Annotated in this window: 19 protein-coding genes; 4 read left to right on the top strand and 15 right to left on the bottom strand. The window is 41.7% G+C overall.

The features are described 5' to 3' along the window. Positions 1–5: 5 nt before the first annotated feature. Genes rtcA through ABMY35_RS02685 form a run of 4 tightly spaced genes read left to right on the top strand, consistent with a single transcriptional unit; the run spans position 6 to position 4,173 of the window. Positions 6–1,046, top strand: a complete 1,041-nt coding sequence (gene rtcA / locus ABMY35_RS02670) for an RNA 3'-terminal phosphate cyclase (protein ID WP_349284903.1) — start codon at positions 6–8, stop codon at positions 1,044–1,046. 39 nt (positions 1,047–1,085) lie between these two features. After that, positions 1,086–2,339 carry a multifunctional CCA addition/repair protein gene (locus tag ABMY35_RS02675; RefSeq protein ID WP_349284904.1) on the top strand — a complete coding sequence of 418 codons (1,254 nt, stop codon included), beginning with the start codon at positions 1,086–1,088 and terminating at the stop codon, positions 2,337–2,339. Then, the gene (locus tag ABMY35_RS02680) at positions 2,336–3,163 is read left to right on the top strand and encodes a nucleotidyltransferase domain-containing protein (protein ID WP_349284905.1); all 828 of its coding nucleotides are present in this window, start codon (positions 2,336–2,338) and stop codon (positions 3,161–3,163) included. The genes ABMY35_RS02675 and ABMY35_RS02680 overlap by 4 nt, the downstream gene beginning before the upstream one ends. Next, positions 3,160–4,173: a hypothetical protein gene (locus tag ABMY35_RS02685; protein WP_349284906.1), complete on the top strand. Its 1,014-nt coding sequence runs from the start codon at positions 3,160–3,162 to the stop codon at positions 4,171–4,173. Before ABMY35_RS02680 ends, ABMY35_RS02685 begins: the two co-directional genes overlap by 4 nt. A gap of 99 nt (positions 4,174–4,272) precedes the next feature. On the opposite strand, the gene ABMY35_RS02690 is transcribed toward ABMY35_RS02685, so the two are convergent. The 15 genes from ABMY35_RS02690 to ABMY35_RS02760 form a co-directional block, all read right to left on the bottom strand. Further along, entirely contained in the window at positions 4,273–5,478 is a 1,206-nt protein-coding gene (locus ABMY35_RS02690; protein WP_349284907.1) for a VWA domain-containing protein, read from the bottom strand. Next, a complete protein-coding gene (locus ABMY35_RS02695) occupies positions 5,466–7,763 on the bottom strand; it encodes a DUF5682 family protein (RefSeq protein WP_349284908.1) in 2,298 nt (765 codons plus the stop codon). The genes ABMY35_RS02690 and ABMY35_RS02695 overlap by 13 nt, the downstream gene beginning before the upstream one ends. A gap of 9 nt (positions 7,764–7,772) precedes the next feature. Then, on the bottom strand, positions 7,773–8,852 hold the full coding sequence (locus tag ABMY35_RS02700) for an AAA family ATPase (protein ID WP_349284909.1): 1,080 nt from the start codon (positions 8,850–8,852) through the stop codon (positions 7,773–7,775). An 18-nt stretch (positions 8,853–8,870) separates the two neighbouring features. Then, on the bottom strand, positions 8,871–10,364 hold the full coding sequence (locus ABMY35_RS02705) for a DUF5691 domain-containing protein (protein WP_349284910.1): 1,494 nt from the start codon (positions 10,362–10,364) through the stop codon (positions 8,871–8,873). Next, a complete protein-coding gene (locus tag ABMY35_RS02710) occupies positions 10,358–11,749 on the bottom strand; it encodes an SWIM zinc finger family protein (RefSeq protein WP_349284911.1) in 1,392 nt (463 codons plus the stop codon). Before ABMY35_RS02710 ends, ABMY35_RS02705 begins: the two co-directional genes overlap by 7 nt. A 172-nt stretch (positions 11,750–11,921) precedes the next feature. After that, positions 11,922–13,148 carry an AAA family ATPase gene (locus ABMY35_RS02715; RefSeq protein WP_349284912.1) on the bottom strand — a complete coding sequence of 409 codons (1,227 nt, stop codon included), beginning with the start codon at positions 13,146–13,148 and terminating at the stop codon, positions 11,922–11,924. Next, positions 13,141–13,791, bottom strand: coding sequence for an RNA ligase family protein (locus ABMY35_RS02720; protein WP_349284913.1), 651 nt, complete (start codon positions 13,789–13,791; stop codon positions 13,141–13,143). Before ABMY35_RS02720 ends, ABMY35_RS02715 begins: the two co-directional genes overlap by 8 nt. A 140-nt stretch (positions 13,792–13,931) precedes the next feature. Beyond that, positions 13,932–14,267 carry a phosphotyrosine protein phosphatase gene (locus tag ABMY35_RS02725; RefSeq protein ID WP_349284914.1) on the bottom strand — a complete coding sequence of 112 codons (336 nt, stop codon included), beginning with the start codon at positions 14,265–14,267 and terminating at the stop codon, positions 13,932–13,934. Beyond that, the gene (locus tag ABMY35_RS02730; protein WP_349284915.1) at positions 14,255–14,476 is read right to left on the bottom strand and encodes a hypothetical protein; all 222 of its coding nucleotides are present in this window, start codon (positions 14,474–14,476) and stop codon (positions 14,255–14,257) included. The genes ABMY35_RS02725 and ABMY35_RS02730 overlap by 13 nt, the downstream gene beginning before the upstream one ends. Before the next feature lie 69 nt (positions 14,477–14,545). Beyond that, positions 14,546–15,166: a peptide chain release factor H gene (gene prfH / locus ABMY35_RS02735; protein WP_349284916.1), complete on the bottom strand. Its 621-nt coding sequence runs from the start codon at positions 15,164–15,166 to the stop codon at positions 14,546–14,548. After that, on the bottom strand, positions 15,163–16,329 hold the full coding sequence (locus tag ABMY35_RS02740; RefSeq protein ID WP_349284917.1) for an RNA ligase RtcB family protein: 1,167 nt from the start codon (positions 16,327–16,329) through the stop codon (positions 15,163–15,165). Before ABMY35_RS02740 ends, prfH begins: the two co-directional genes overlap by 4 nt. A 497-nt stretch (positions 16,330–16,826) precedes the next feature. After that, complete coding sequence (locus ABMY35_RS02745; RefSeq protein WP_349284918.1) at positions 16,827–17,045, bottom strand: TIGR02450 family Trp-rich protein; 219 nt, start codon at positions 17,043–17,045, stop codon at positions 16,827–16,829. Positions 17,046–17,127: 82 nt separating this feature from the next. After that, positions 17,128–17,895, bottom strand: a complete 768-nt coding sequence (locus ABMY35_RS02750; protein WP_349284919.1) for a transporter substrate-binding domain-containing protein — start codon at positions 17,893–17,895, stop codon at positions 17,128–17,130. A 78-nt stretch (positions 17,896–17,973) separates the two neighbouring features. Beyond that, positions 17,974–19,104, bottom strand: coding sequence for an alpha/beta hydrolase-fold protein (locus ABMY35_RS02755; protein ID WP_349285013.1), 1,131 nt, complete (start codon positions 19,102–19,104; stop codon positions 17,974–17,976). A gap of 249 nt (positions 19,105–19,353) precedes the next feature. Next, a complete protein-coding gene (locus tag ABMY35_RS02760) occupies positions 19,354–21,015 on the bottom strand; it encodes an ABC transporter ATP-binding protein (protein ID WP_349284920.1) in 1,662 nt (553 codons plus the stop codon). Between the last annotated feature and the right edge of the window lie 32 nt (positions 21,016–21,047).

The following is a 21,047-nucleotide window of genomic DNA, read 5'->3' on the forward strand; positions in this document are numbered from 1 at the left end:
GAATTATGAAATATATAACCATAGATGGCGCACAGGGTGAAGGTGGAGGGCAGGTATTAAGAACCGCATTGACATTATCGATGCTCACTCAACAACCAATTGAGTTAATCAACATCAGAGCTAATCGACAAAAGCCGGGGCTCATGCGCCAACATTTAACTTCAGTATTGGCGGCACAGACCATTTGTGATGCCGCTGTAGAAGGCGCTGAGTTGGGGTCATCTCATATTCGCTTTCAACCTAAACAGGTTAAAGCGGGTCAATATCAGTTTGCAATTGGTACAGCTGGCAGTACTGTTTTAGTGTGTCAAACTATTATGCCTGTACTTGCACTTGCCAACGGGATATCGACAGTGACATTCGAGGGAGGTACACACAATGGCATGTCACCTTCGTTATGTTTTTTTAAAGAAAGCTATTTACCCATCTTGAATGCAATGGGCGTTCAAAGTGACATTGAAGTATCACAATTAGGGTTTTACCCTGCCGGTGGTGGGAAGTGGCAGATCAAGATCAACCCAACAAAACAATTAAAGCCCTTTAAAATAGGCAAAGCGCCGGACGTTGGTCAATTAAACACAAACAATACTGAGCTCGCAGGATTTGTGAGTCAGTTACCTGATAGCATCGCAATGCGTGAAATGAATGCAGCGAAGAAAGCGCTTAATTGGCCTAATGCTGATTGCCAAATCAATCATGTGCAGTCTCCAGGGCCAGGTAACAGCTTACAAATTAAAATACAGAGTCAAAGCCATACGCACTTATTTGAAGTCGTTGGAGAACTCGGTACTTCTGCAGAAAATATAGCGAAACGCTGCGCTGGGCGAGTAAAGGCCTTTTTAAAGTCAAACTCACAGGTAGAACACTATTTAGCAGACCAATTATTAGTGCTCATGGCGCTGGCTGGCAGTGGGAGTTTCACAACCTCTAAACCCAGTTTACATACTCTAACGAACGCTCAAGTAATACAGCAAATAACCAAGAAAGAGATAAACATACAACAAGAGAGTCAGCATGTTTGGCGCATTTCTTTAACCTCAACTTAGAGCAACTGAACTTGTTACAGGTCAAGCCCAGAGGGGATCATGAAAATATTAGACCATACCTACTTAGTCGGCGGCGCGGTACGAGATACATTACTTGGTAAAACACCTAATGACCGAGACTATGTGGTTGTAGGCACCACAACTAGTGACATGTTGTCGCTTGGCTTTATACAAGTTGGTAAAGATTTCCCTGTTTTCATTCATCCAAAAACTAAAGAAGAATATGCATTAGCGCGTACCGAAAGAAAAAAGGGTTATGGCTATAAAGGTTTCTCAATCGATGCCTGCAGCAAGGTGACATTAGAAGAGGATTTGGCTCGTCGAGATTTAACAATTAATGCTATGGCACTTGGCAAGGATAATAGCTTGGTAGACCCTTTTAATGGCTTTTCTGATTTACAAAACAAGGTTCTGCGACACACAACTGACGCCTTCGTAGAAGACCCAGTTAGAGTTCTGCGTGTAGCACGTTTTATGGCCCGTTTTGGCGAGCAATGGTCAATTGCGCCGGAAACACAAAACTTAATGCAGACTTTGAAAAATCATGGCGAATTAAAGTATCTGGTACCAGAGCGTATATGGGCAGAAACTGCAAAAGCACTTTCTGAGCCGCACCCTCACCTGTACTTTCAAACATTAAATGGTCTGGGCATTTTTCCTGAGATAGAGGCAATGGTTGGGTTAGCACAACCTGCCAAGTATCACCCTGAAGGTGATGTTTTTACTCACACCATGCTGGCACTAAAACGCGCTGCAAATTTAAGTTTTGATCTGCCAACGCGCTTTGCAGCATTAACCCATGACTTTGGCAAGCCTGTGAGCTTTCAGAAGCAGGGCAATTTTTTTGGCCATGAACAAGCTGGTATAGAAGTAATAAACAAGTTTTGTCAGCGTCTTAACGTACCAGGGCGCTTCAGAACATTAGCAATACTCACTAGCGACAATCATACCCGTTGTCACAAGCTGTTTGAGATGAAAGCGAACAAAGTACATAAATTAATTGTTGAAACTATGGATGCAGTTAAGAAACCTGAACGGTTCCAGCAATTCTTGCAAGCCTGTTTGTGTGATGCGCAAGGTCGAGGTCAAACATTCGAGCAAAAAGACTACCCACAATATCGCTTAGCATTATTGTTGCTTAAAAACCTCTCTGAGCTCGATACAAAAGCGATCGTGCAGCATGCTTTATCTTTGCAGAAACAAGGGTCAGAGATCGGACAGTTTATTCGACAAGCTGAATTGGCATGCGTTAAACAAACCTTATTAGAAAAAGAAGAAGTAAAACTACCATGAAAGTTGAAACAATAAATAGCACCTGTCACCAACAGATCGAAGAGTCTGTTCATACAGAAATATTACGTCGTATTGCTGCTGCCGAACAAGAACACAATGTAAAAGTGTTGTTTGCCGTGGAGTCTGGTAGTCGTGCGTGGGGCTTTGCTAGTCCCAATAGCGATTATGACGTACGCTTTATTTATATGCATAAAGAGCAGTGGTATTTGTCGGTCGATTTAGAGCAGAAAAGAGATGTGATCGAATACCCGATTGTCGATGAAATTGATATCAATGGCTGGGATATTCGTAAAGCGCTGCAGTTGTATTGGAAATCAAATCCTGCGTTTATAGAGTGGCTACAATCACCTATTGTCTATGTTGACAATGGCTTCTTTGCCAAGCAAGCCCGTGCGCTTATGCCTGAAATTGCTTCAACCATAAAAAGTAAATATCACTATTTGCATATGGCACAGGGTAACTTTCGTGAATACTTAAAAAAGGACTTGGTACCACTTAAGAAGTACTTTTACGTATTACGACCATTGTTGGCTATTAAATGGTTAGAAACCTATCAGCAGCCCGCACCGATTGAGTTTGAAACTCTACGTCAATTAGTGACAGATAATACAGCATTAGACAACGCAATCTCTGAGCTACTCGCGCGTAAAAAAGTCAGTAAAGAGAAAGAGTATGCACCTGCAGTACCAGAAATAAATGCATTTATCGAATCTGAGTTAGCCAGACACGCAGAATTTTCTGGTCAGTATGAACAGCGAGACATCAAGTATGATGCTTTGAATACTTTGTTTCGAGCATGTTTAATCAATGAGTCAACGCAATGAAACACAAAGATAGGAATGAATTAGAAAGTAGGTTGCAAAAAGCATTTGAGGGGCAACCCCAAAGCTTTGCTAATAAGGTACCATTCAAGCTCTCAGCTGTAATAAATATAACAGTACTTATTCCCTTAAAGAATATAGATTTCTGGGAGCGGCACATACGTTTTCTACATGACAAAGTCAGTGAACCAAGGGGGGGGCGCTTTTGGGGGGCTATACGATGGAAACAGCCATCCATCTCAGTATTAGACCTGTGTAGTTGGGATGGCCACCGACGAGAGTACGCTTTAAAAGCGGCTAATACTGGGTTGCCCAATAGCTTTTTTGTCATTTTGTTTCTAAGGCGCCTTAATGACTGGGTACCACAGGTTCGTGATGCCGCAAGAGGTACTTTAGAGACAGCCATAAATAATACCGACCCCAATGAGGTAGCCAAGGCATTGATTTATGTTTTTCAACATTGGACTTCTTGGCAGAGGATTAATGAACAAAGCAAAGAGTTATTGTTATGCGTTTTATACAACGACGAAGTGTTTAACAAAGTTAAAGAGTTGCTTATTAAAGAAAACGCAGGGCCTCTTTCGCGAATCTTAACTCAAATCGGCCGTATAGATATTCTTGACTCTCATCTAGCAGAAATAGCGAAATGTTCTGTTCAGCCAGCGCTTCGAGCTAAGGCATTTCGTTTTTTACTTGAAAAGAAAGTAAGTTGGTATCACGGTCGAGAATGGGTATGGACAGATAAGCGCTATGGAGAAGGTAAATTAAAACCAGTAATAAAAACTCGGTCTTTAACCGTAGAGCCACTACTTTCTCAGCTCATTGAGGAAGCCGCGCATGACCCCTCTTCTATTGTTCGTAGAGTATCAGCTGAAATGTTAATTGGTAACTTGGATAGCTTAGATGGAAGAGCTTACCACTTGGCTAAATACTTCTCGCGAGATACTTCGAAAGCAGTATCTGAACGGGGAAAGTTTGCTTTGAAGAAATTAGCTGGTGAGTCGATTTTTTGAATAGGTTAAATCAAAAACTGAAAGCGATAAACCTAGCAGTGACCAGTAAAGCATAGAGTTACTGCTAGGCAATATGTGAATAAATATAAGTATTAGGTGTTACTCTGAGGCCCGTATAGTTTTGATATCTTGATCAGCTGCCCAACTAAGTACGTCCTCCCTCTTCAACGCAGTTGCCATGAGATCTGGGAATTGATCCGGTGTACAAGCAAAAACCGGAGAACCAATCGCAGCAAAGTCTGAAGCTAACTCTCTATCATAAGAAGGTTTTCCATCATCACTTAGGGCTAGCAATGTGATTACGTTAACATCTTGTCGCACTAAATTGGCCACTCGGGCTTTGAGCGCCTGCTCATCACCACCTTCGTATAAGTCTGTAATTAAAATAAGATGAGTCTTTGAGGGTCTTTCTATTTTTTCTTCGCAATATGCCACAGCTTGATTAATGTCGGTGCCCCCCCCTAACTGTACACCAAATAATACGTTTACAGGGTCTTCAAGGTCGTCAGTCATATCAATAACCGCTGTATCAAAACAGACAAGTTTTGTTTTGATGGCGGGAATAGATGCCATGACTGCAGCAAAAATAGAACTATAAACTACAGACGTTGCCATAGAGCCTGATTGATCGACACATAGTATGACTTCATCTAGGTCAACTATTCTCCGTTGTTGGCGCATAAAACCTATCAACTTTTCTGGCACAATAGTTTGCTGCTCTACCTGATAATGGCGTAGGTTAGATTGGATCGTCCTATGCCAATCAATATCATTGAACCTAGGTCTAAAGGTTCTTTTAGATTTATTGATGGCTCCCCTAATTGACTCCGCTGTTTTTTGTTCTAGCCGCGCCATGAGTTCAGCCACTACTTTATTTATTACTTGTCGAGCAGTCTCTATAGTCTTATCGGGCATAACAGATCGCAAACTGACAAGATCTGCAACTAAATGTACATCTGCCTCTATTGCTGAAAGAAATTCAGGTTCCATTAGCATTTCTTTCAGGCCTAAGCGCTCAAATGCGTCGCGTTGTACTACTTGAACAACACTTGAAGGGAAAAACTCCCTTATATCTCCGAGCCACTTAGAAACCTTTGGAGCCGAGCGTGACAGGCTGCCACGACCTTTTCTTAGTTCTTCGCCGCCATATAGAGCCGTTAATGCATAGGAAAGACGACGATCGGCATCGGATAAATTATTTGATTCTTCTGAGTCTGCTCCTAAAACTAAACGCCAGCGACGGTCTTTATGACCTGTTAGATCTTGGTCTTTCACCAACTTTGTATCCTGCTCTATTGTGGCCACAGTCTTTCCCTTTTTATTAGTGAAGCGAGTCTTTTTTGTTGTTTAGGCCAACTTGCTAGGGCATTTTCATTGATTGTTACGCTCAGTTGCCCGTTATCACGCCCTTGCAAAACACGATCAATTAGGCGTTTTCTTTCCATAGCATCAAGTGCGGAAAATATACGTCGGAATAGAGGTAAAAACTCAACGAATACCTCTTCATCTAGTTCTACGAGCCAGTTTTCGATAGCATCTAGTAGCATGTCATCGTAAAGCAGTCGATCAATAGCATCGCTAAAGAATCCCTCAAAATACTTAGCTGCTTGCGCTGGAGCAACGGCTCGAGACAACATTTTACCCATTAAGAGAGAGAGTTCATCATTTGATAAACGCTCAGCTTGATACAATAACCGAGCCGCTAGACCGGTTAGTAGCACAGAGCTTTGAGCACTATCTACAATTGCCGCCAAGGCTTGCCACCATTGACTAGAGACAGGTTCACTCCAATCGGTGATTAACAATGCATTATGTGCATCACTTATCGCCCGGCGGTAATGCCAAGCCTCATCATCGTTTAAATTCCGGCAAGCATAAGGCATTGCGAGTGCCCCTTGAATCGTTAGCCGTTCAATCAACAATTCAACGTGTCCGAGTGAGACGTTTCTGGCAGTGCCATAACGGCTTATATCAATGAGAGGCGCTATACTAGTAAGAATTTCAACACAATCACTGGTGTGTGCTGCGCGTTTTTCCAATAATATGAGCCCTTTACTTGCTGAATTGTGCAATTGTGCTTCAAGGCAATGACTGATATTTGCAGCAAGCTTACCTAGATTGCTCTCACTGAGCATTTGTTCAATTATTTTACTTGATGCGGCTTGCTCGATCGTATTACCGTACACTAGGCTTTCAACTAACTTAACCGAAAACTCTGGCTGCCACGCGAGTTCCCATTTTTCTCTAAATGTGCCTCTACTAGTACCTGTACCTTTAAGAGATCCCCAAGGAATATCTAAGATGTTCAAGCGGTGAAGTAGCGTCGACCTCCCAAGCCCTGCGTGACTGCGTAAATCTATCGATAGTTCTTTGGGTAAGGCTAAAGGTTTTAATTTGTGCTTTTTCTGTTGTAGTTGTAAGTCTTCTATTAGCGGAATTAAAGGTGCATTAGCTGGAATTTTTCCAACTTGATTACCAAGTAGGATCTGCGATTCAATTTGTTGCCATAACGAGGCTTCACCAAAGCATAAACAGGCGATCACGGCTTCACGAATTTCTTCAAATCCCGTATTTGGTCTTCCTCGTACAGTGGCCAAACTACGACATAAGCGCATGGTTTCGATAACGCTAGCTGTTGAGACAATGTGACCTATCTCACGTAATTCATTGGCGATTTTAGCCAGCCATAACTCTAAACTGTCTACATTGTCTTGTTGTTGCCAAAGATGCTGGTACCACATAGGAGCGGCTACACCTGCACCGTAACCTGATTGACTTGATAACCTCGCAGAAGTCCAAGGTATCCAAGTGGCTTTGACTTTTTTGGCTGTCAGCTTTGCAGGTAAACTCTTAACACGTTCTTTGTCACTTTTTGCTGTATGTTTCTCTTTTAATGCTGGCACATGCCAAGCACCACATACTACTGCAATAGGTCCACTTGTCTTTTTCTTGGCTTTTGCAATTTCAAGCCGCATATATGCTTCTCGGACTAAGTCAGACTGTAGATTAGGATGATCCTCGCTAATGCTATTACGAAGTGACCGCATTGCACTTTCAATTGTCGCGAAAATGGCTTCGTCGTTTGAGGTATTTTGCTCTATCAAATCATTCCACCAAGCTTCGCCATCTTGGTATCCTGCAAGCTTTGCCAAGCACCCAATGGGATCCGCGACAAATTCTTTCGACTTAGCTTGTCCAGCCACTCGCTCTATTTCTGTATTAGTGTCATCATTTGGCTCAAGCTGTTCGTATTCAAGGTACTGCAGCTGTTTGGCTAACTGGATATTGGCTGGGACATCAATAAAAGCTAATTCTAGCTGGTTTTCTATAGCAAATAAGGTGGCTTGGTATTCTGGAGAATACTCCGCAAATGGATAGTAAATACTACAATTAGTATTGTCTGTCGCATAGCTTAGTAAGGCTACCGGTAATTGCATTTCTTTTGATGCAAGTAGCGGTAATAACTCTGAGCAATCAGTAGGGCCTTCAATTAAGATGCATTCTGGTTGTAATGCCTCCAATGCTGCCAGTAAGCGTTTGCAGGAGCCCGGGCCATGATGGCGAATACCAAAATAATGGATGTTCGACATAATGTTGCCCTAGAGTACTTCGTTTATGTTCTTATAGTAACCTGCATATCCCGCGCGCTTTTTAAGTACAGTTTCTAGGTACTCTTCCAGCACTGCTTTGTCTTGTACTGGATCTTTGACAATGGCACCAACCAAATTGCTGCTGATCCCTTCAGCATCAAGTTTACCATTACCAAACCAATTAGCTTGGCTCAGGCCGCCAACCATTACAGCAATAGCTTCTGCAGTAGATAAATTACCGGTCGGTGTTTTAAGTGTTATTTTACCATCTAGTGTTTCACCCCCTCGTAGCTCCCTAAAAATCGTCACTACTTTTTCGATTTCCTGTTGTGCATCTTTTGGAACGGGTAAATCAAGGCTTGCACTCATTTCAGAAACTCGCTTCGAGATGATCGAAATCTCTTGCTCCATATCGTCTGGTAGCGGTAAAACCACCACATTGAAGCGACGCTTTAATGCTGAAGATAAATCGTTAACACCTTTATCGCGATTGTTTGCAGTAGCAATAATGTTAAATCCCTTTTTTGCATACACTGCTTCATTAAGTTCAGGAATAGGTAACATTTTTTCTGATAAAACGGTAATGAGCGTATCTTGTACATCTGAGCCCATACGAGTCAGTTCTTCTAGTCGACATAAAGTCCCTGATTCCATGGCTCGGTAAAGGGGGGTAGGAACTAAAGCCTCTGTACTTGGTCCGTTTGCTAAAAGTTGTGCGTAATTCCAACCGTAGCGAATTTGGTTTTCATCAGTACCTGCGGTGCATTGAATAACTTGCGTACTGTTACCGCAAATAGCAGCGGCTAAATGCTCAGACACCCATGACTTAGCTGTACCTGGGACACCAAGTAATAATAATGCTCTGTCTGTCGCTAAAGTCGCTACTGCTGTTTCAATTAAACGCCTATTACCTATGTACTTAGGCGTGATTTCTTGACCAGCTTTAGTTGTACCGCCCAACAGGTAAGTAACGACAGACTGCGGAGTTAACGCCCAATTATCAGGTTTATTCCCAATGTCTTCAGCTTTAAGTGCATTTAATTCAGCTTGATAAATTGTTTCAGCTGGCTGGCGAAGGATACCACTCATATTAATTTCCTTATTAGGTTAAATCTGATCAGTTGTTGTTTGTGATAGTTGAATATTTAGTTTGAGCACATCTAGTAAAGGATCTGTGGTCATGACACCGAGTTCTAAAAGCGAATTGAGTATTTGCTGGGCGCAGTGTTCATCAACCATTAGCCCCAATGCTGATATTTCTCGGATACTGTGCTGACTTTCTAGGTAGCTATTGTCTTTTAATTGCTCTCTAATATCAGCGAGTAAAACTAACCATGCCTGCGTATTTTTTAACTGCTGCCATTCTATATGAGTGCAGGGGCGCTCAATAAAATTTAAACAATTATAGAAATGAAACTCTGACTTTTTGTGGCTTAACAAAGTCATCATCACCTTGATACGCAGCTCTTTGCTTAGGCGGGGAAGAATGTAAAAAATTAACTCAAAACATTCAGGTAAGCACTCAAGTAATGAGTTTAGTAGACCGTAGATCATTTCGTTTGGTAGGCTTTGTGCCGCGTTGGATATAAACGCTTGATTATCGAATTGTCTATTTTTATTAAACTGCCAGCCTGTAATGAGAGTTTGAAGATCAATATCCAAGGCTTGAGCAAGCGCAGTAAGAGAAATATGCTCCAACCACTCGGAACGTAAACTCTGCTGCTTTTTACTTTTTAGTGACTTAGGTTGGATTACCTTTGATTTTCGCAGTAGACCAACTGTTTTTACCTCATACCAATCGGCTAATTCTGCAGCCTGCTGTATTTGCTCCTTACTGTCCTTGAGCGCATGGTTAGGGCCAATTCTAGAAAGTAGATGTTTGGCTAACAGTGCGACTTTTTGAGATCGCTCGTTAAGCAAACTCTCTAAATAACTTTTGTCATTTTCGCTGAGGTTAATCGCTAATATGTTGATGATTTTAAGACGCTGTTGCGCCGTTTCATTACTAATACACTGTTGGATCAACGCTAGTGCTTGTGCAGGGTCTTCTGAACGCATTTTACGCAATATAACGAGTCTATGCGTTGGCAAAAATTCAGTCCAATTAGTAGAGGTTAAACCAGTAAGACGGGTGCTGCCTTGGTCTTGTGTGTAATTAGCTGACCAGAAGAGCCAAGGAAAATATTCTGATGGTAACTCTTCAGCCTTGTTAGGTAACCAATCAGCTGGGTGAACGCTCACACCCCGCTCTGTTAACAAGTTCAAAAGAAATGAAATACTGACGCCTTGTTTTTCCAATAGGTTGAGGCAGCTAACAAACCGTGTACGATGAGGTTGAGCTATAACAGGAAGTGTCAAACGAGGTAAGGCTGACTTCTCAACTAGTTGCTGTGGAGCACTATGAGATAACATCCAGCTGCGCTGTTGAGAAGCCCAAATTAGCGCATGGCGACGTAACTCTGCTTGGCTCAATTCTTTACAATTTAATTGCCAGCTTTGTGGTACGCAATGAGTAGTAATACTGACTGTGTTCCCACCGACAAGCCAGCGTTTATATAGGGACTCAATTTGAGCTATTTCTTGTTTTATTTGTGCTAGCATGCAATCACTCCCCAGTCTTTTGTTGTTACGCTGAGTAGATCAGCTTCTGTGCCATCTGAAATGATAAATGCTTGCTCGAGTTCACTGCCGAGTATGACAGGGTTTATATCTTTGTTCTTTAATGCAATGATCAACTCTTGTTGTAATGATGACCACCAATAGCGGTGCTGATTATCTTGTAGTACTTTACCTTTGCCTAAGTTGACAGGAAACTGCGCAATCCAAGGGGAGATATTGAGATGTGCTTGATACGTTTCAATATAACTCTGTGAATTACTCTGCGTCGCTACTCGCTGGTTTTTTACTGTTTGAAACTGACCTAATAAAGCTCGCATAGGTATTTTCGCAGGGTAAAAGATAACTTCACCCTCAAGTTGGCAGCCAACACTATGTACTGGACGATTATAACCTGAAGCAGCAGGGTAAAAGTCTAGCAAAAGTGCAGGAGGTGTCTGTGGATCATCTAGATTCACAAGCCATTTTTCATGTGCAATTAAGCCACTTTTCCTTGATTGAATTCGTTCACCTACTGTTTGCCAAATACCGGTGATCTTTAATGATGCGGGATCTGCAAGTACTTGTTCTCGCGTTTCACTGGTTGCAATAATACGGCGTATATCTTTATCGTCACAATCGGTAAACCATGCTTCACTTAATAGTGCCAGTTTTCCTAGCTCTTGGAATACCTTATCTGGTTGAGAAGCTGCAGGTAAAGGCAAGATCTTTGCAGGTAATTCATCGACCTGCGCTGCAAAATTAGTGGCTTTTGCATCAACTAAACGTGCTGCTATACGTCGGCATCGCTCATTAATTTCTTTAATGAAAGTACTGATCCCATTTAGTAATTGATCGTCTAACCATTGCTGAAATTCAAGTAGTCCATCACTAATGCTAGCATCGGTCTTGGCCTTATTGGATGCGGCTCTCTTGGCCTGTGCAGCTTCCTTTTTGGCAACCTCTTCAGAAGAAAGAGTCTTGGCTTGTGGTTCGACAGCATAAACGTCTTTTTGAGGCAAGATCGTGTTGTCAGATGACTTTGGTGAGGCTGGTGTCCTTTTAGTTCGGCCTAGCCATTCAATAACCCATTGAGGCAGTTCAGTTTCGCTAAATAAATCACTTGAATCTGAAAACTGCCAAAATAGCGCAAGAACATGTTTACAAGGGAACTTTCTTGAAGGGCAGGTACATTTGTAGCCATGCTCAACGACATCAGCCACAGTGTAGTATGGCTTAGATCCAGACCCCTGACACTCTCCCCAAATAGTGTTGTTCTCATTAGACTGGCCGAGAACAGGCCACTTTGCTGGCTTTAACAGCTTTTTTGCAGCTGTAATTGATGCTTGATCTGGTGCTAACTGCTGAATAGTTTCGAGAGAAATTTCCATGTTCCAAGGAACTCTTACTTTTATTATTTTTGCAGATTATAGAACGAGTTTAATTTCAAATGTACCTATATTATTTATCACTTGTTGTTTAGTGGTGAACCCTGATATGCGTTGGGTTATTTCTTAGTGTAAAAATCAAGCCCACTAAAGAGCCTGATTTTGTACTTTAATATTAATTAACCACATACATTACTCGATGGGCCTCTGTAGCTGAAGGCCATTCGAATCGACTAATTTGTTTAGAAATTATCTCTTCATCAACGATGTACTCCCGGTTACGGTTGCCTACACGGATCTGCTGTTCACTCTTATGAAAAATAACCAGTGTTGTTAACGCGCCATAATTTACACCGAAATCACAAACAAGTTTACGGAAGTCTTTCCGAATATTGGTGGCATCCCATACGACGTTACGTTTATTTGCCAACGCAGATTTCAGTCGGCTTTTGGCTAATTGTAATACTTGTCCTCTATTTTTCTGACATGCTCTCTTGCCGTTGAGCTCTTTACGAATTTCATCAAGTGAAACAAGTTCAAAATCTGTTAAATGTTGAGATATCCAAGTCGACTTACCACTGCCACTGACCCCACACATAATGTATAAATGAGCATAGTTCTGAGCAGCTTGAAAGTTTTTAGCAATTGCTTCTTCAATGACTGAGATCTCACCATGTGCCAATTGAGAAACAGCGATGGCATTGAGATAATCCTGCTCTCGCGGGTTTTGCTTCACTTGAATTCGCTTTAACTGCTCTGAGCGAGGATCGTCAATCGACCATAACGCATACTCTTCAGCAAACATTTTAAACTGTTCCAGAATATCTAACTGCTCGTTTTGATCCTGACAAACCCTGCCCTGCATATCCGCCATCTCCAACCAGTAGAGCATAGACAATTCGATTTCTAAAGATAACTTAAAGTAAGCATCAAAGCCTGCGTTTCGGATCACAAGCAATTTAGGAATATTATGATAGGCCACCAGAGATAACACGTCTTTAACCACTGTATGCGCTAAGGGCAATGCCATTAGCCTTACAGCCAAATAGTCGGCACCTAATTTTTCATGCTTAGGCGCCACAACTCGCGCCTTATTGCTAATGTGTTTACGCTTAGTGACCATTGGTTTTGCAATATCATGCAGTAAAGCCGCTAAAATTAGCGTTTGCCGCTGGCGTCCCACTATTGTTGGTTCCATTGAGCCTAGTAATGTATAAAGGCTTTGTAGCACCATTTCAGTATGTATCGCCACATTTCCTTCAGCGTGCCAAATTGCATCTTGCTCTGTGCGAGCAAGGTCATGCAATAGAGGAAACTTTGCCCCTAATATTTGTACACACTCTGCGAAACTGGGTGTATGAGCACTTGCCAAGCTATTTAACCAAGCTGTTAATTTATCCATTAGGCTCTTCCTTCTTTCCGCTTTGAGAGGCTAATTGATTTGGCACAACCTCACTGTGCATCCAATGCTGATTTGTCATCACATGATTGGTACGTACCCACTTAGCAACACGAATTGAGAAGTCATCGAAATGAAACCTATCAGCAATTCGAACGACATAACCCTCTTGCTGTTGTGTGTTTATAACAAGTGTTCGAATGCTCTTCTCACACCAAATGCCTTGATATAGTACAGCTGGGGTTGATAAACCGAGTTGGTTGCATATCTCAATCGTTTCATCCCAAGCTAAACATATGTTCTGCGCATTCCATATTGAAAACGCTAGAAAGTAACTTTCTAATGCTTGATACGCAATTGAGTGTTGAGCAAACAAATTCTCACCGCAAATACGCCAATTTTCAGGAATTTGATAACCAATACGCCCTTGCAGTGCTTTTACCCAAGCTCTCGAAGAGTGATAACGGCTATCTAACGAGCGGGCGTGAATTGCATTGCGATATAGCGTTGTATTTTCACCATCCATCTTTTCTGTGATGATGACCTGTTTACCAACAAAATGGTCACTGTGTTTGTGATGAATGTCATCACTAGACGCACCCGGGGACCAAGGTAAGTGAGGGGTACGAGGGTATTTAAATTTCATGTTTTAAATCCATCAATTTCTAAATTTATATGTGTGATTACAATAAAATTGAGGCACAGCAAGACTGTTCATTTGCAGAACTAAAAAACAATATGACTGTGCTTAGATGGCATTACATGACAGTACCCTCTTTATTCTCTTTAAGCGGTTTTTAAATACGCGCTCACACTGTGCGTTAAGATGTCGACAAGCTCGCTGTCCATATATTGATATTCATCTGGAATATCGAGAATATGAACGGTTTTATGCGCTAATAGCTGAGTAAACTCGGCCATTAAGCGTTGTTTATGTTTATTTTCCATCACAAAAATGATGTCGGCCCACTGAATATCTTTCATGTTGACCGTGCGTTTTGCTTTAGGGCTAGTGCCTGCTGAGCGTGCATTCACGCCCGCCTGTCGTCTCCAAATTTGCTCACCGGTTGGGCTGCGCCATTGATTACGACTACAAATAAATAAAATATTTATGTTTTCCATTGATGTTTTCTATGTCGCTTCCAGCTTCTTTGATAATTTTTTTGATGACAGTTAATCGTTTCATAGCCATGAGGAAAACAATGCGCACAACCTGACGCATCCCCGTTAAATAGTCTCGAAATAAACACTCCCGACTTTTTTTGAGGCACCTCAGCAAAACCTTGATCATTTTGATTAAATGCCCCAATTAATTTTTGCTCTCTATTCATATCGTGCTCCTTTAGCAATTAGCTAAAAGAGCGCGCCTAATTTTGTTTTTATTAGCATCGATTTCCTAATTAATCTTGAGGAGTAAACCGCTCACCTTTAAACGTTCTACTCGGGTTGCCACGCTGTACTTCCCAGTGCTGCAGCCACCGAGACTTATCTTGCTCAGAGATCTCAGTTTGCTTCAGCATTTCTAGTTTTTGTAACAGTAACGCTGTTGCTAGACGCTTGTTCGCATGCTGACTGCGCTCACTCTCAACCCTAACCATTAAGCCTGTTTCTCTGTGCGTGGCTTGCACTGCAGAGTCAGTTTTATTGACATGCTGACCGCCTGCCCCTGACGCTCGGCAAGTTTGATAATCAATCGCCTTATCAAACTGCTGCGTATTTACTTCATAAAGATTGCCACTGAAAAACCAATTTTTACGTTTATGCTTAGTACGAAATGGGCTTTGGCAAACCCATAACAGTGCACCTTGCCAATGATGCGCAAACTGTTTGGCCTTTTGTGTAGCCTCAAGCTCAATCAATATAGATTTAAAGCAGCCTTTTTGCTGAGCACCCACGGCCTCTACAATCGAGTAATCAATGTTTTGAGCTTGGCACTCGCGTTCAATGGTTCTCAGTGCCAGTCCTACGGCCTTACAGCATTCAATTGGCCCTTGTCCTGAAGTTAATTGCAATAACATCATGCGCTACACCCTCCATTGGTTTTAAAGGTCAATATCGGGCGAAGCCTTGCAATAACATCGATTAACCCCGCTTCTTCTAAGTCGGCAATAATGGTTTGTGCCTTTTTATACGCTTGAGGTGCTTCGTCATATAACAGCTCTTTGTTTGCACAAATCACCCGACTGCCAAGCTCAGTTTTATATAAGTCATCGCGTTTATATTTATGACTTAAGCGACCTTGGCACTCACCACGCTTCCACTTTCTACCAGCGCCATGTGCTAACGAATACAAACTCATGTGCATTGCTTCGTCAGCATCTTCTCTGGGCTTAACCAAATAGCTATAATCACCACGAGAACCCGGAATAACAACCGCGCCACAGTCACTCGGTGTTGCACCTTTTCGGTGTAAAAAGCCTTTCATGCCTCCAATTTCTTTTGCAGTCACTAAGTTGTGATTTACATCTAAAATGACATTACCATCTGCGCGAATGGCGTCTAAAAAGCGCTTTGCTATCATCTCTCGATTAAGCTCAGCCCAGCGCACCGCTTCATCATGCTGTTCAAAATAATGCGTAAAGCTTTGCTCTGAGCTTTGTAAGCCATCATGGTTGTGTTCAGTGATATGTTTGACCAGAATTGACTGGCCTAACCCACGAGAACCAGAGTGCACGAGCAATTGCAATTGCTGCTTAGACAAACCTAAAGCTGAAAAGGCTCGCTCGTTATACACTTCATCGACCGCTTGAAATTCAGCAAAGTGATTGCCTCCACCTATGGTGCCAAGCGCATGATCAAAACCTTGTACACGTATGTTTTTCTCATTTCTTCGCATTTGGATGATGTCGCTCCAGCTGTCATCCAACGGCAACTCAATGTCTTTGAGCTTTTTAACGATTTTATCTAGGTTTACCTTTGACACCTTCAACGACGATTGCCACAAAGCCATACCACAACCTATGTCGTTGCCCACTAACGCAGGATAGATTTTATTTTTTGTAAAAAATGCCGCACCAATTGGATAGCCTCGGCCTGGATGTAAATCTGGCATACCTGCAACTCGATGCATACCTGCCAGCTCTGATGTTTTAATGAGTTGTTGTGTAGCCAACCCTTCAATCCAAGTATCTTTGGATGCAATTAGGTTGACCGAATCTGTTAATTTTTGGACTGATTTGCCCATAGTACCAATACCTTTCTTACTAAGAAAAAGATGGTGGATCCCAAAGGTTAATCAGACTGACTGCTTTATTAGCTACAAGATAGTAAGCGAAAACAATTATTTTAGGCGTAATTTGAAAATTAAAGCCGTGCCAAAGCGATCAGAATAATACCGATTATTAAACCTTATTGGGTCGTATTGGCAGGTCTATTTATACTTGGAAGTGACCGATGAGAAAGCATGGCAGAAACTAATAAGTTAGTTTCTAATTAATCGCTTTTTAGCGGACAAGACCTGCAAAGGATAAATTTTTATGTGACATGTTTTTCTCCTTTACAGTTAGTTGATGAAATAATAAACGCTCAATGAGTGAACGGGCGCAGTCTAAATTTGACTGGTCCTTTTTGCAAGACAATTTGCAAAAAATTTTCACTATAGTTATTTATTTGATGTAAATAATCAGAGAAGATAAAAATAAGAATTTTGACTTTTTAAGAGGTTTTCAAAGATTTTAACTGCTATTTCCAGCCCATCTTCCACACTTTTGGGTTTTTGAGATCGCGCCAGTTAATTTCTATTTCGCGCTTGGTCATTACCGCTTCGATGATGCATTCAATCACGCGACCTTCTTCATCAAACTCAACACTGGTAACCATAAAATGCTTTTCTTTTGATTGCGGGTAAACAGCCGTCCATTTGCTGTTTAATAGTTTGCGCGGGGTTAGCATGTGTTGCATAAGTTTCAGGTGTGCTTTTCTAAAATATGAGTGTATATACGCTTTAACTTACCAAACTGATCAGCCTGCGGCGATAAGGCCTTTAATATCCCGTCATAAGCTGGCGCTCAGAGGCTTCAAACTGCTTTTGCAATTTGGCTCTTGCTTGCTCAACTCTAGGATCGTTCATTGCTTTGCGTAGTGCATCTTCTATGAATTCATCTGAGTCAAGCGTGAGTGCAAACGCCAAACCTTGGCTTGCAAATCCGGTGTCATCAAATTTATTCAAACGCTGTAGTTCATTCATATCATGACCAAGTGACTTCAACTTACCTGATACAGCAAATACAGTACCAACAAAGCGATCGACACGTCCTTTCAATAATGCATGCAATGCTTGAGCAGAGTTGAGAAATTTGTATACATTATCTTCACCGAAGTGATGTTTAATACTCATCATCTTATGTGCATTACGCTCAACGGCAACCTGTAATTGCCTACCTTCTGGATCAGGTCGTCCTTTCACTTTCCAGATATACTGTTGACCGGTATAAACCTGCGTTAACCAGATAAAGTTAGGTGCTCGCTGTGGGGTTTTAGACATTGAGAGAATAAGAATGTTTGGGTGGTAAGCATCCCTCTCCATAATACGAGCCCAAGGCTTACCATTAAATTCATCTTTGAAGTCTGCATTTTCTTTCGCGACAGCAATTAATAACTCAGCAAAATCAATAATAGGGCCATGGCCCTTATTATTTGCATCAATGGTTTGAAACGGTGGGTTATGTTCAAATACCACCGATAAACGAGGACTCTCAGCCAATGCTGAGCAAGCAATTAAACAGCAATAAAAGAACAGACACAATTTCATTATTTGCTTGCTCAAACTTCTCATCCTATGAGTATAACCAGCAATCGTAACTTTGCTTTGTTACGACCGCCTTGAAAGCTACAGGTTAGCCGCTGCTTTTAACCTAGTTTGCGCATCCATTAGCATGTCGTAATAAGGGTATGACTTATCAGCGAGCTTTACGGCCTTCTCTAAAAACTCGAACGCTTTTTTGTTATCTTCTTTTTGTTCATAACCATAAGACAACCCCCACCAAGCATCGACAGAGTTGGGATGTAGCTTGGTATTATGGGCGAATACCTGAATAGCTTTATCGTAATTTCGCATGCCGATGAGCTGATAGCCTAACTGCCTAACTGCATTATCTGGTGGAGCGACTTTTTCACCCCATTGCTCAGAGAGCTTCTTGTAATACGCATCAATTGAAGTCATGTCGTACGTTAGCTTCTTCAACGGCATTTGTTTGGCCATAAATAGATTATGGTAGGCATTAAACGCCCCTGCCGCAGACGTTAGGTTATGAGATACGCCATCAAGCGCATCACTCACGTATGATAATTTGAACGGTTTATTGTTTTGAATAAACTGCTGCAAATCGTCATAACGCTCACGCATGACACCCGCTTCTTCACCAATGTTCATATAAAGATAAGTATCGAGGGTTTTGTTTTTCTTTAAAAACTCTTTTGTGCGCGTCACTGCTGCCCCATAGTTCCACCAAACCGCCGGACTATAAGCTAAATGTGCTTGAAACAGGGTTGGTTTTTCGGTCATCGCATAAAGTGCAAATACCCCCGCAGCCGATGCGCCACCAATAATTTTATAATCATGAGTACGATATTTTTCATCGATAAGTGGGATCAGCTCCTTTTCAAAAAAGTCTAAAAACTTTTTACCTCCGCCCCCTAATCCAACAGGACCTTGCGGCTCTTCATTTGCGGTCGGATATAAATCCCTCAATCGCTCGGTATTTTCAATTGCCACTATGATGGCTTCTGGTGCAGCATTGTCGTTTTGTAAGCGCTCAAGCACTGAGGTGATCAATGGCAAATTACCCGCGCCATCTAAACGGTAAATGACCGGATAGGCTTTATCAGGCTCAGCTTTATAACTCTTTGGTAGTTGAACAACGACTGTGCGTTCTTCGTTTAAAATGTTCGATTTAAATACATGAGTAAACTGAGTGTAATCAGCTCGTTCTTCGGTTGCTGAAGTTTGAGAAAGCGCCAGCGGAGAAACGACAATTGAAGACAAAGCTAAACTAAGAGAAAGCGCCAAAGGTTTAAGTAAATTCACGAATCATCCTTTAAAAATAAAGTGGTTACTCGTTCAACATATCAACACATCAGGTACAAAAGAAAGTAAAAGTAAACATTTCATAAAAATAACCAAATAATTTTTGGTAAAACCCAAACAAAAAGCGGCCTGAATAACACTATCCACACCGCTTTTCACATCTAAATTAGCTGGTATATGAACTTAAGCTGCCGATTTAACAATCGCGCCCTCTGCAATATGTACATGATCGTCGTCTTGCTGTAAAAAAGCACTGTTATGACTGATCATAATGACACGTCTCTCCTTTGCGATAGCTCTGATCAAGGTCATCATTTCTGTACTATTGTGTTTGTCTAAGGCCGATGTTGGCTCATCCATCAATAACACTTTGGCATTGCGCAATAGCGCACGGGCGATAGCAAATCGCTGCTTTTCACCTCCAGAGAAAATCTGCGCACGCTCACTCACGGCCTGTTCAAGATCTTTACCAACCTTTTCATACCATTGCGACAACCCAACTTGCTCAAGCACTTGTTCAATTGCATCATCACTCGGTTGCTCAGACAAACCTAATAGCAAGTTTTCTTTAATGCTAGTATTTAATAATTTCGGCTCTTGATCGACCCACGCAATTGCTTGTCTCAAAGAATATAAATCAATGTCATCTAAACGTTTGCCATCAATGAATATCGCTGACTTTGTATCATCATAAAAACCAAGCAATTGCGACATCAGGGTGCTTTTTCCTGAGCCACTTTCACCGGTTACAATTGATAAACCCGGCCCATCAAATTGATAGCTAACATTATTTAGAATCACTTTCTCATCGCGCTCAAAATTCAGTGCTTGTATTTGAATTTCACTCGCATTGTCGACGCTTTCACCTTGCTGAAGCTGCTCCTGCGCTAACTGTTCGATGTCTTGCAATCGAGTTGCCGTACCCGCAGCTTTGAATAAATTACTGAAGAATGCACCCAGTGCCACAAGCGGAAAAGTTAAACCAAATAAGTACATTAAAAATGCGGTAACTGTGCCTAAAGTCATGCTACCTTGCTGCATCCAATAGCTCGAAAAGCCTAAAATCGCGACCATGCTCATCATCAGCACCAAGTTAATGGTCGGGCTGATCATCGCCATGATTTTAGCCCCTCGAACTTCGTGCTCCATGCAGGTTTCTAGTAATGCTTTTGATTCTTGATGCAAAGGGCTTTGCGCATTATGAGATTTGATCAGAGTGTGATGGCGCATCCACTCAGTTAACGTACTCAGGAGCTTTGCTTGAGCTGCTTGAATGGCTTTACCAATACCACTCATCATCAGAGATAAAGGCAAAATAATTAAAAAGCCGACTAACACACACGCCAATAAAACCAGAGTTAAACGCCAGTCGAGATAGAACATCATAGCGACAACCGCCACAAGTGATACAGCACCCGCAAATAAACTAATAAAATCAGTCGCCAGCACCGTTTTAACTTCTAAGGTATCGTTAACAACGCGTGTTGCGTATTCAGCACTGTGTTTATCTGATGAAGCTTCAACTTTACTAAACAATAACTTACCAATAAGGCTATAGCGTAAGCTGGTGCATATACGTTCACCAGTTTTGGCACCATACCATGTCAAAATCCCTTCAAACACGGCACTTATCAGCACAATACCCAGAAGTGTCATTAATACCGACATCGCAACGCCATCGACTGAGATAGAATCGACTAAGTTTTTCGAAAACCATGGGATCAATAACTCAAGCACCGTTGTAACGACAACCAACAATGACAACACTGCAAATTGCATCTTACTTGGCTTATGCGGTTTTAAAATCTGCCATAAGTTTTTTAACTCACCACCACTTTGACTCATTACTTCTCTCCTGAAATAAAATCACGGTCAAA

Source organism: Pseudoalteromonas sp. BZB3 (assembly GCF_040104455.1).
In the GTDB taxonomy this organism is placed as follows: domain Bacteria; phylum Pseudomonadota; class Gammaproteobacteria; order Enterobacterales; family Alteromonadaceae; genus Pseudoalteromonas.

Coding starts and splice junctions, on each gene's coding strand:
- rtcA (WP_349284903.1), top strand. CDS start 6: ATGAAATATATAACCATAGATGGCGCACAGGGTGAAGGTGGAGGGCAG.
- ABMY35_RS02695 (WP_349284908.1), bottom strand. CDS start 7,763: ATGTCGAACATCCATTATTTTGGTATTCGCCATCATGGCCCGGGCTCC.
- ABMY35_RS02700 (WP_349284909.1), bottom strand. CDS start 8,852: ATGAGTGGTATCCTTCGCCAGCCAGCTGAAACAATTTATCAAGCTGAA.
- prfH (WP_349284916.1), bottom strand. CDS start 15,166: ATGATGTTATTGCAATTAACTTCAGGACAAGGGCCAATTGAATGCTGT.
- ABMY35_RS02715 (WP_349284912.1), bottom strand. CDS start 13,148: ATGGATAAATTAACAGCTTGGTTAAATAGCTTGGCAAGTGCTCATACA.
- ABMY35_RS02760 (WP_349284920.1), bottom strand. CDS start 21,015: ATGAGTCAAAGTGGTGGTGAGTTAAAAAACTTATGGCAGATTTTAAAA.
- ABMY35_RS02740 (WP_349284917.1), bottom strand. CDS start 16,329: ATGGGCAAATCAGTCCAAAAATTAACAGATTCGGTCAACCTAATTGCA.
- ABMY35_RS02745 (WP_349284918.1), bottom strand. CDS start 17,045: ATGCAACACATGCTAACCCCGCGCAAACTATTAAACAGCAAATGGACG.
- ABMY35_RS02730 (WP_349284915.1), bottom strand. CDS start 14,476: ATGAATAGAGAGCAAAAATTAATTGGGGCATTTAATCAAAATGATCAA.
- ABMY35_RS02750 (WP_349284919.1), bottom strand. CDS start 17,895: ATGAAATTGTGTCTGTTCTTTTATTGCTGTTTAATTGCTTGCTCAGCA.
- ABMY35_RS02685 (WP_349284906.1), top strand. CDS start 3,160: ATGAAACACAAAGATAGGAATGAATTAGAAAGTAGGTTGCAAAAAGCA.
- ABMY35_RS02720 (WP_349284913.1), bottom strand. CDS start 13,791: ATGAAATTTAAATACCCTCGTACCCCTCACTTACCTTGGTCCCCGGGT.
- ABMY35_RS02680 (WP_349284905.1), top strand. CDS start 2,336: ATGAAAGTTGAAACAATAAATAGCACCTGTCACCAACAGATCGAAGAG.
- ABMY35_RS02705 (WP_349284910.1), bottom strand. CDS start 10,364: ATGCTAGCACAAATAAAACAAGAAATAGCTCAAATTGAGTCCCTATAT.
- ABMY35_RS02710 (WP_349284911.1), bottom strand. CDS start 11,749: ATGGAAATTTCTCTCGAAACTATTCAGCAGTTAGCACCAGATCAAGCA.
- ABMY35_RS02725 (WP_349284914.1), bottom strand. CDS start 14,267: ATGGAAAACATAAATATTTTATTTATTTGTAGTCGTAATCAATGGCGC.
- ABMY35_RS02675 (WP_349284904.1), top strand. CDS start 1,086: ATGAAAATATTAGACCATACCTACTTAGTCGGCGGCGCGGTACGAGAT.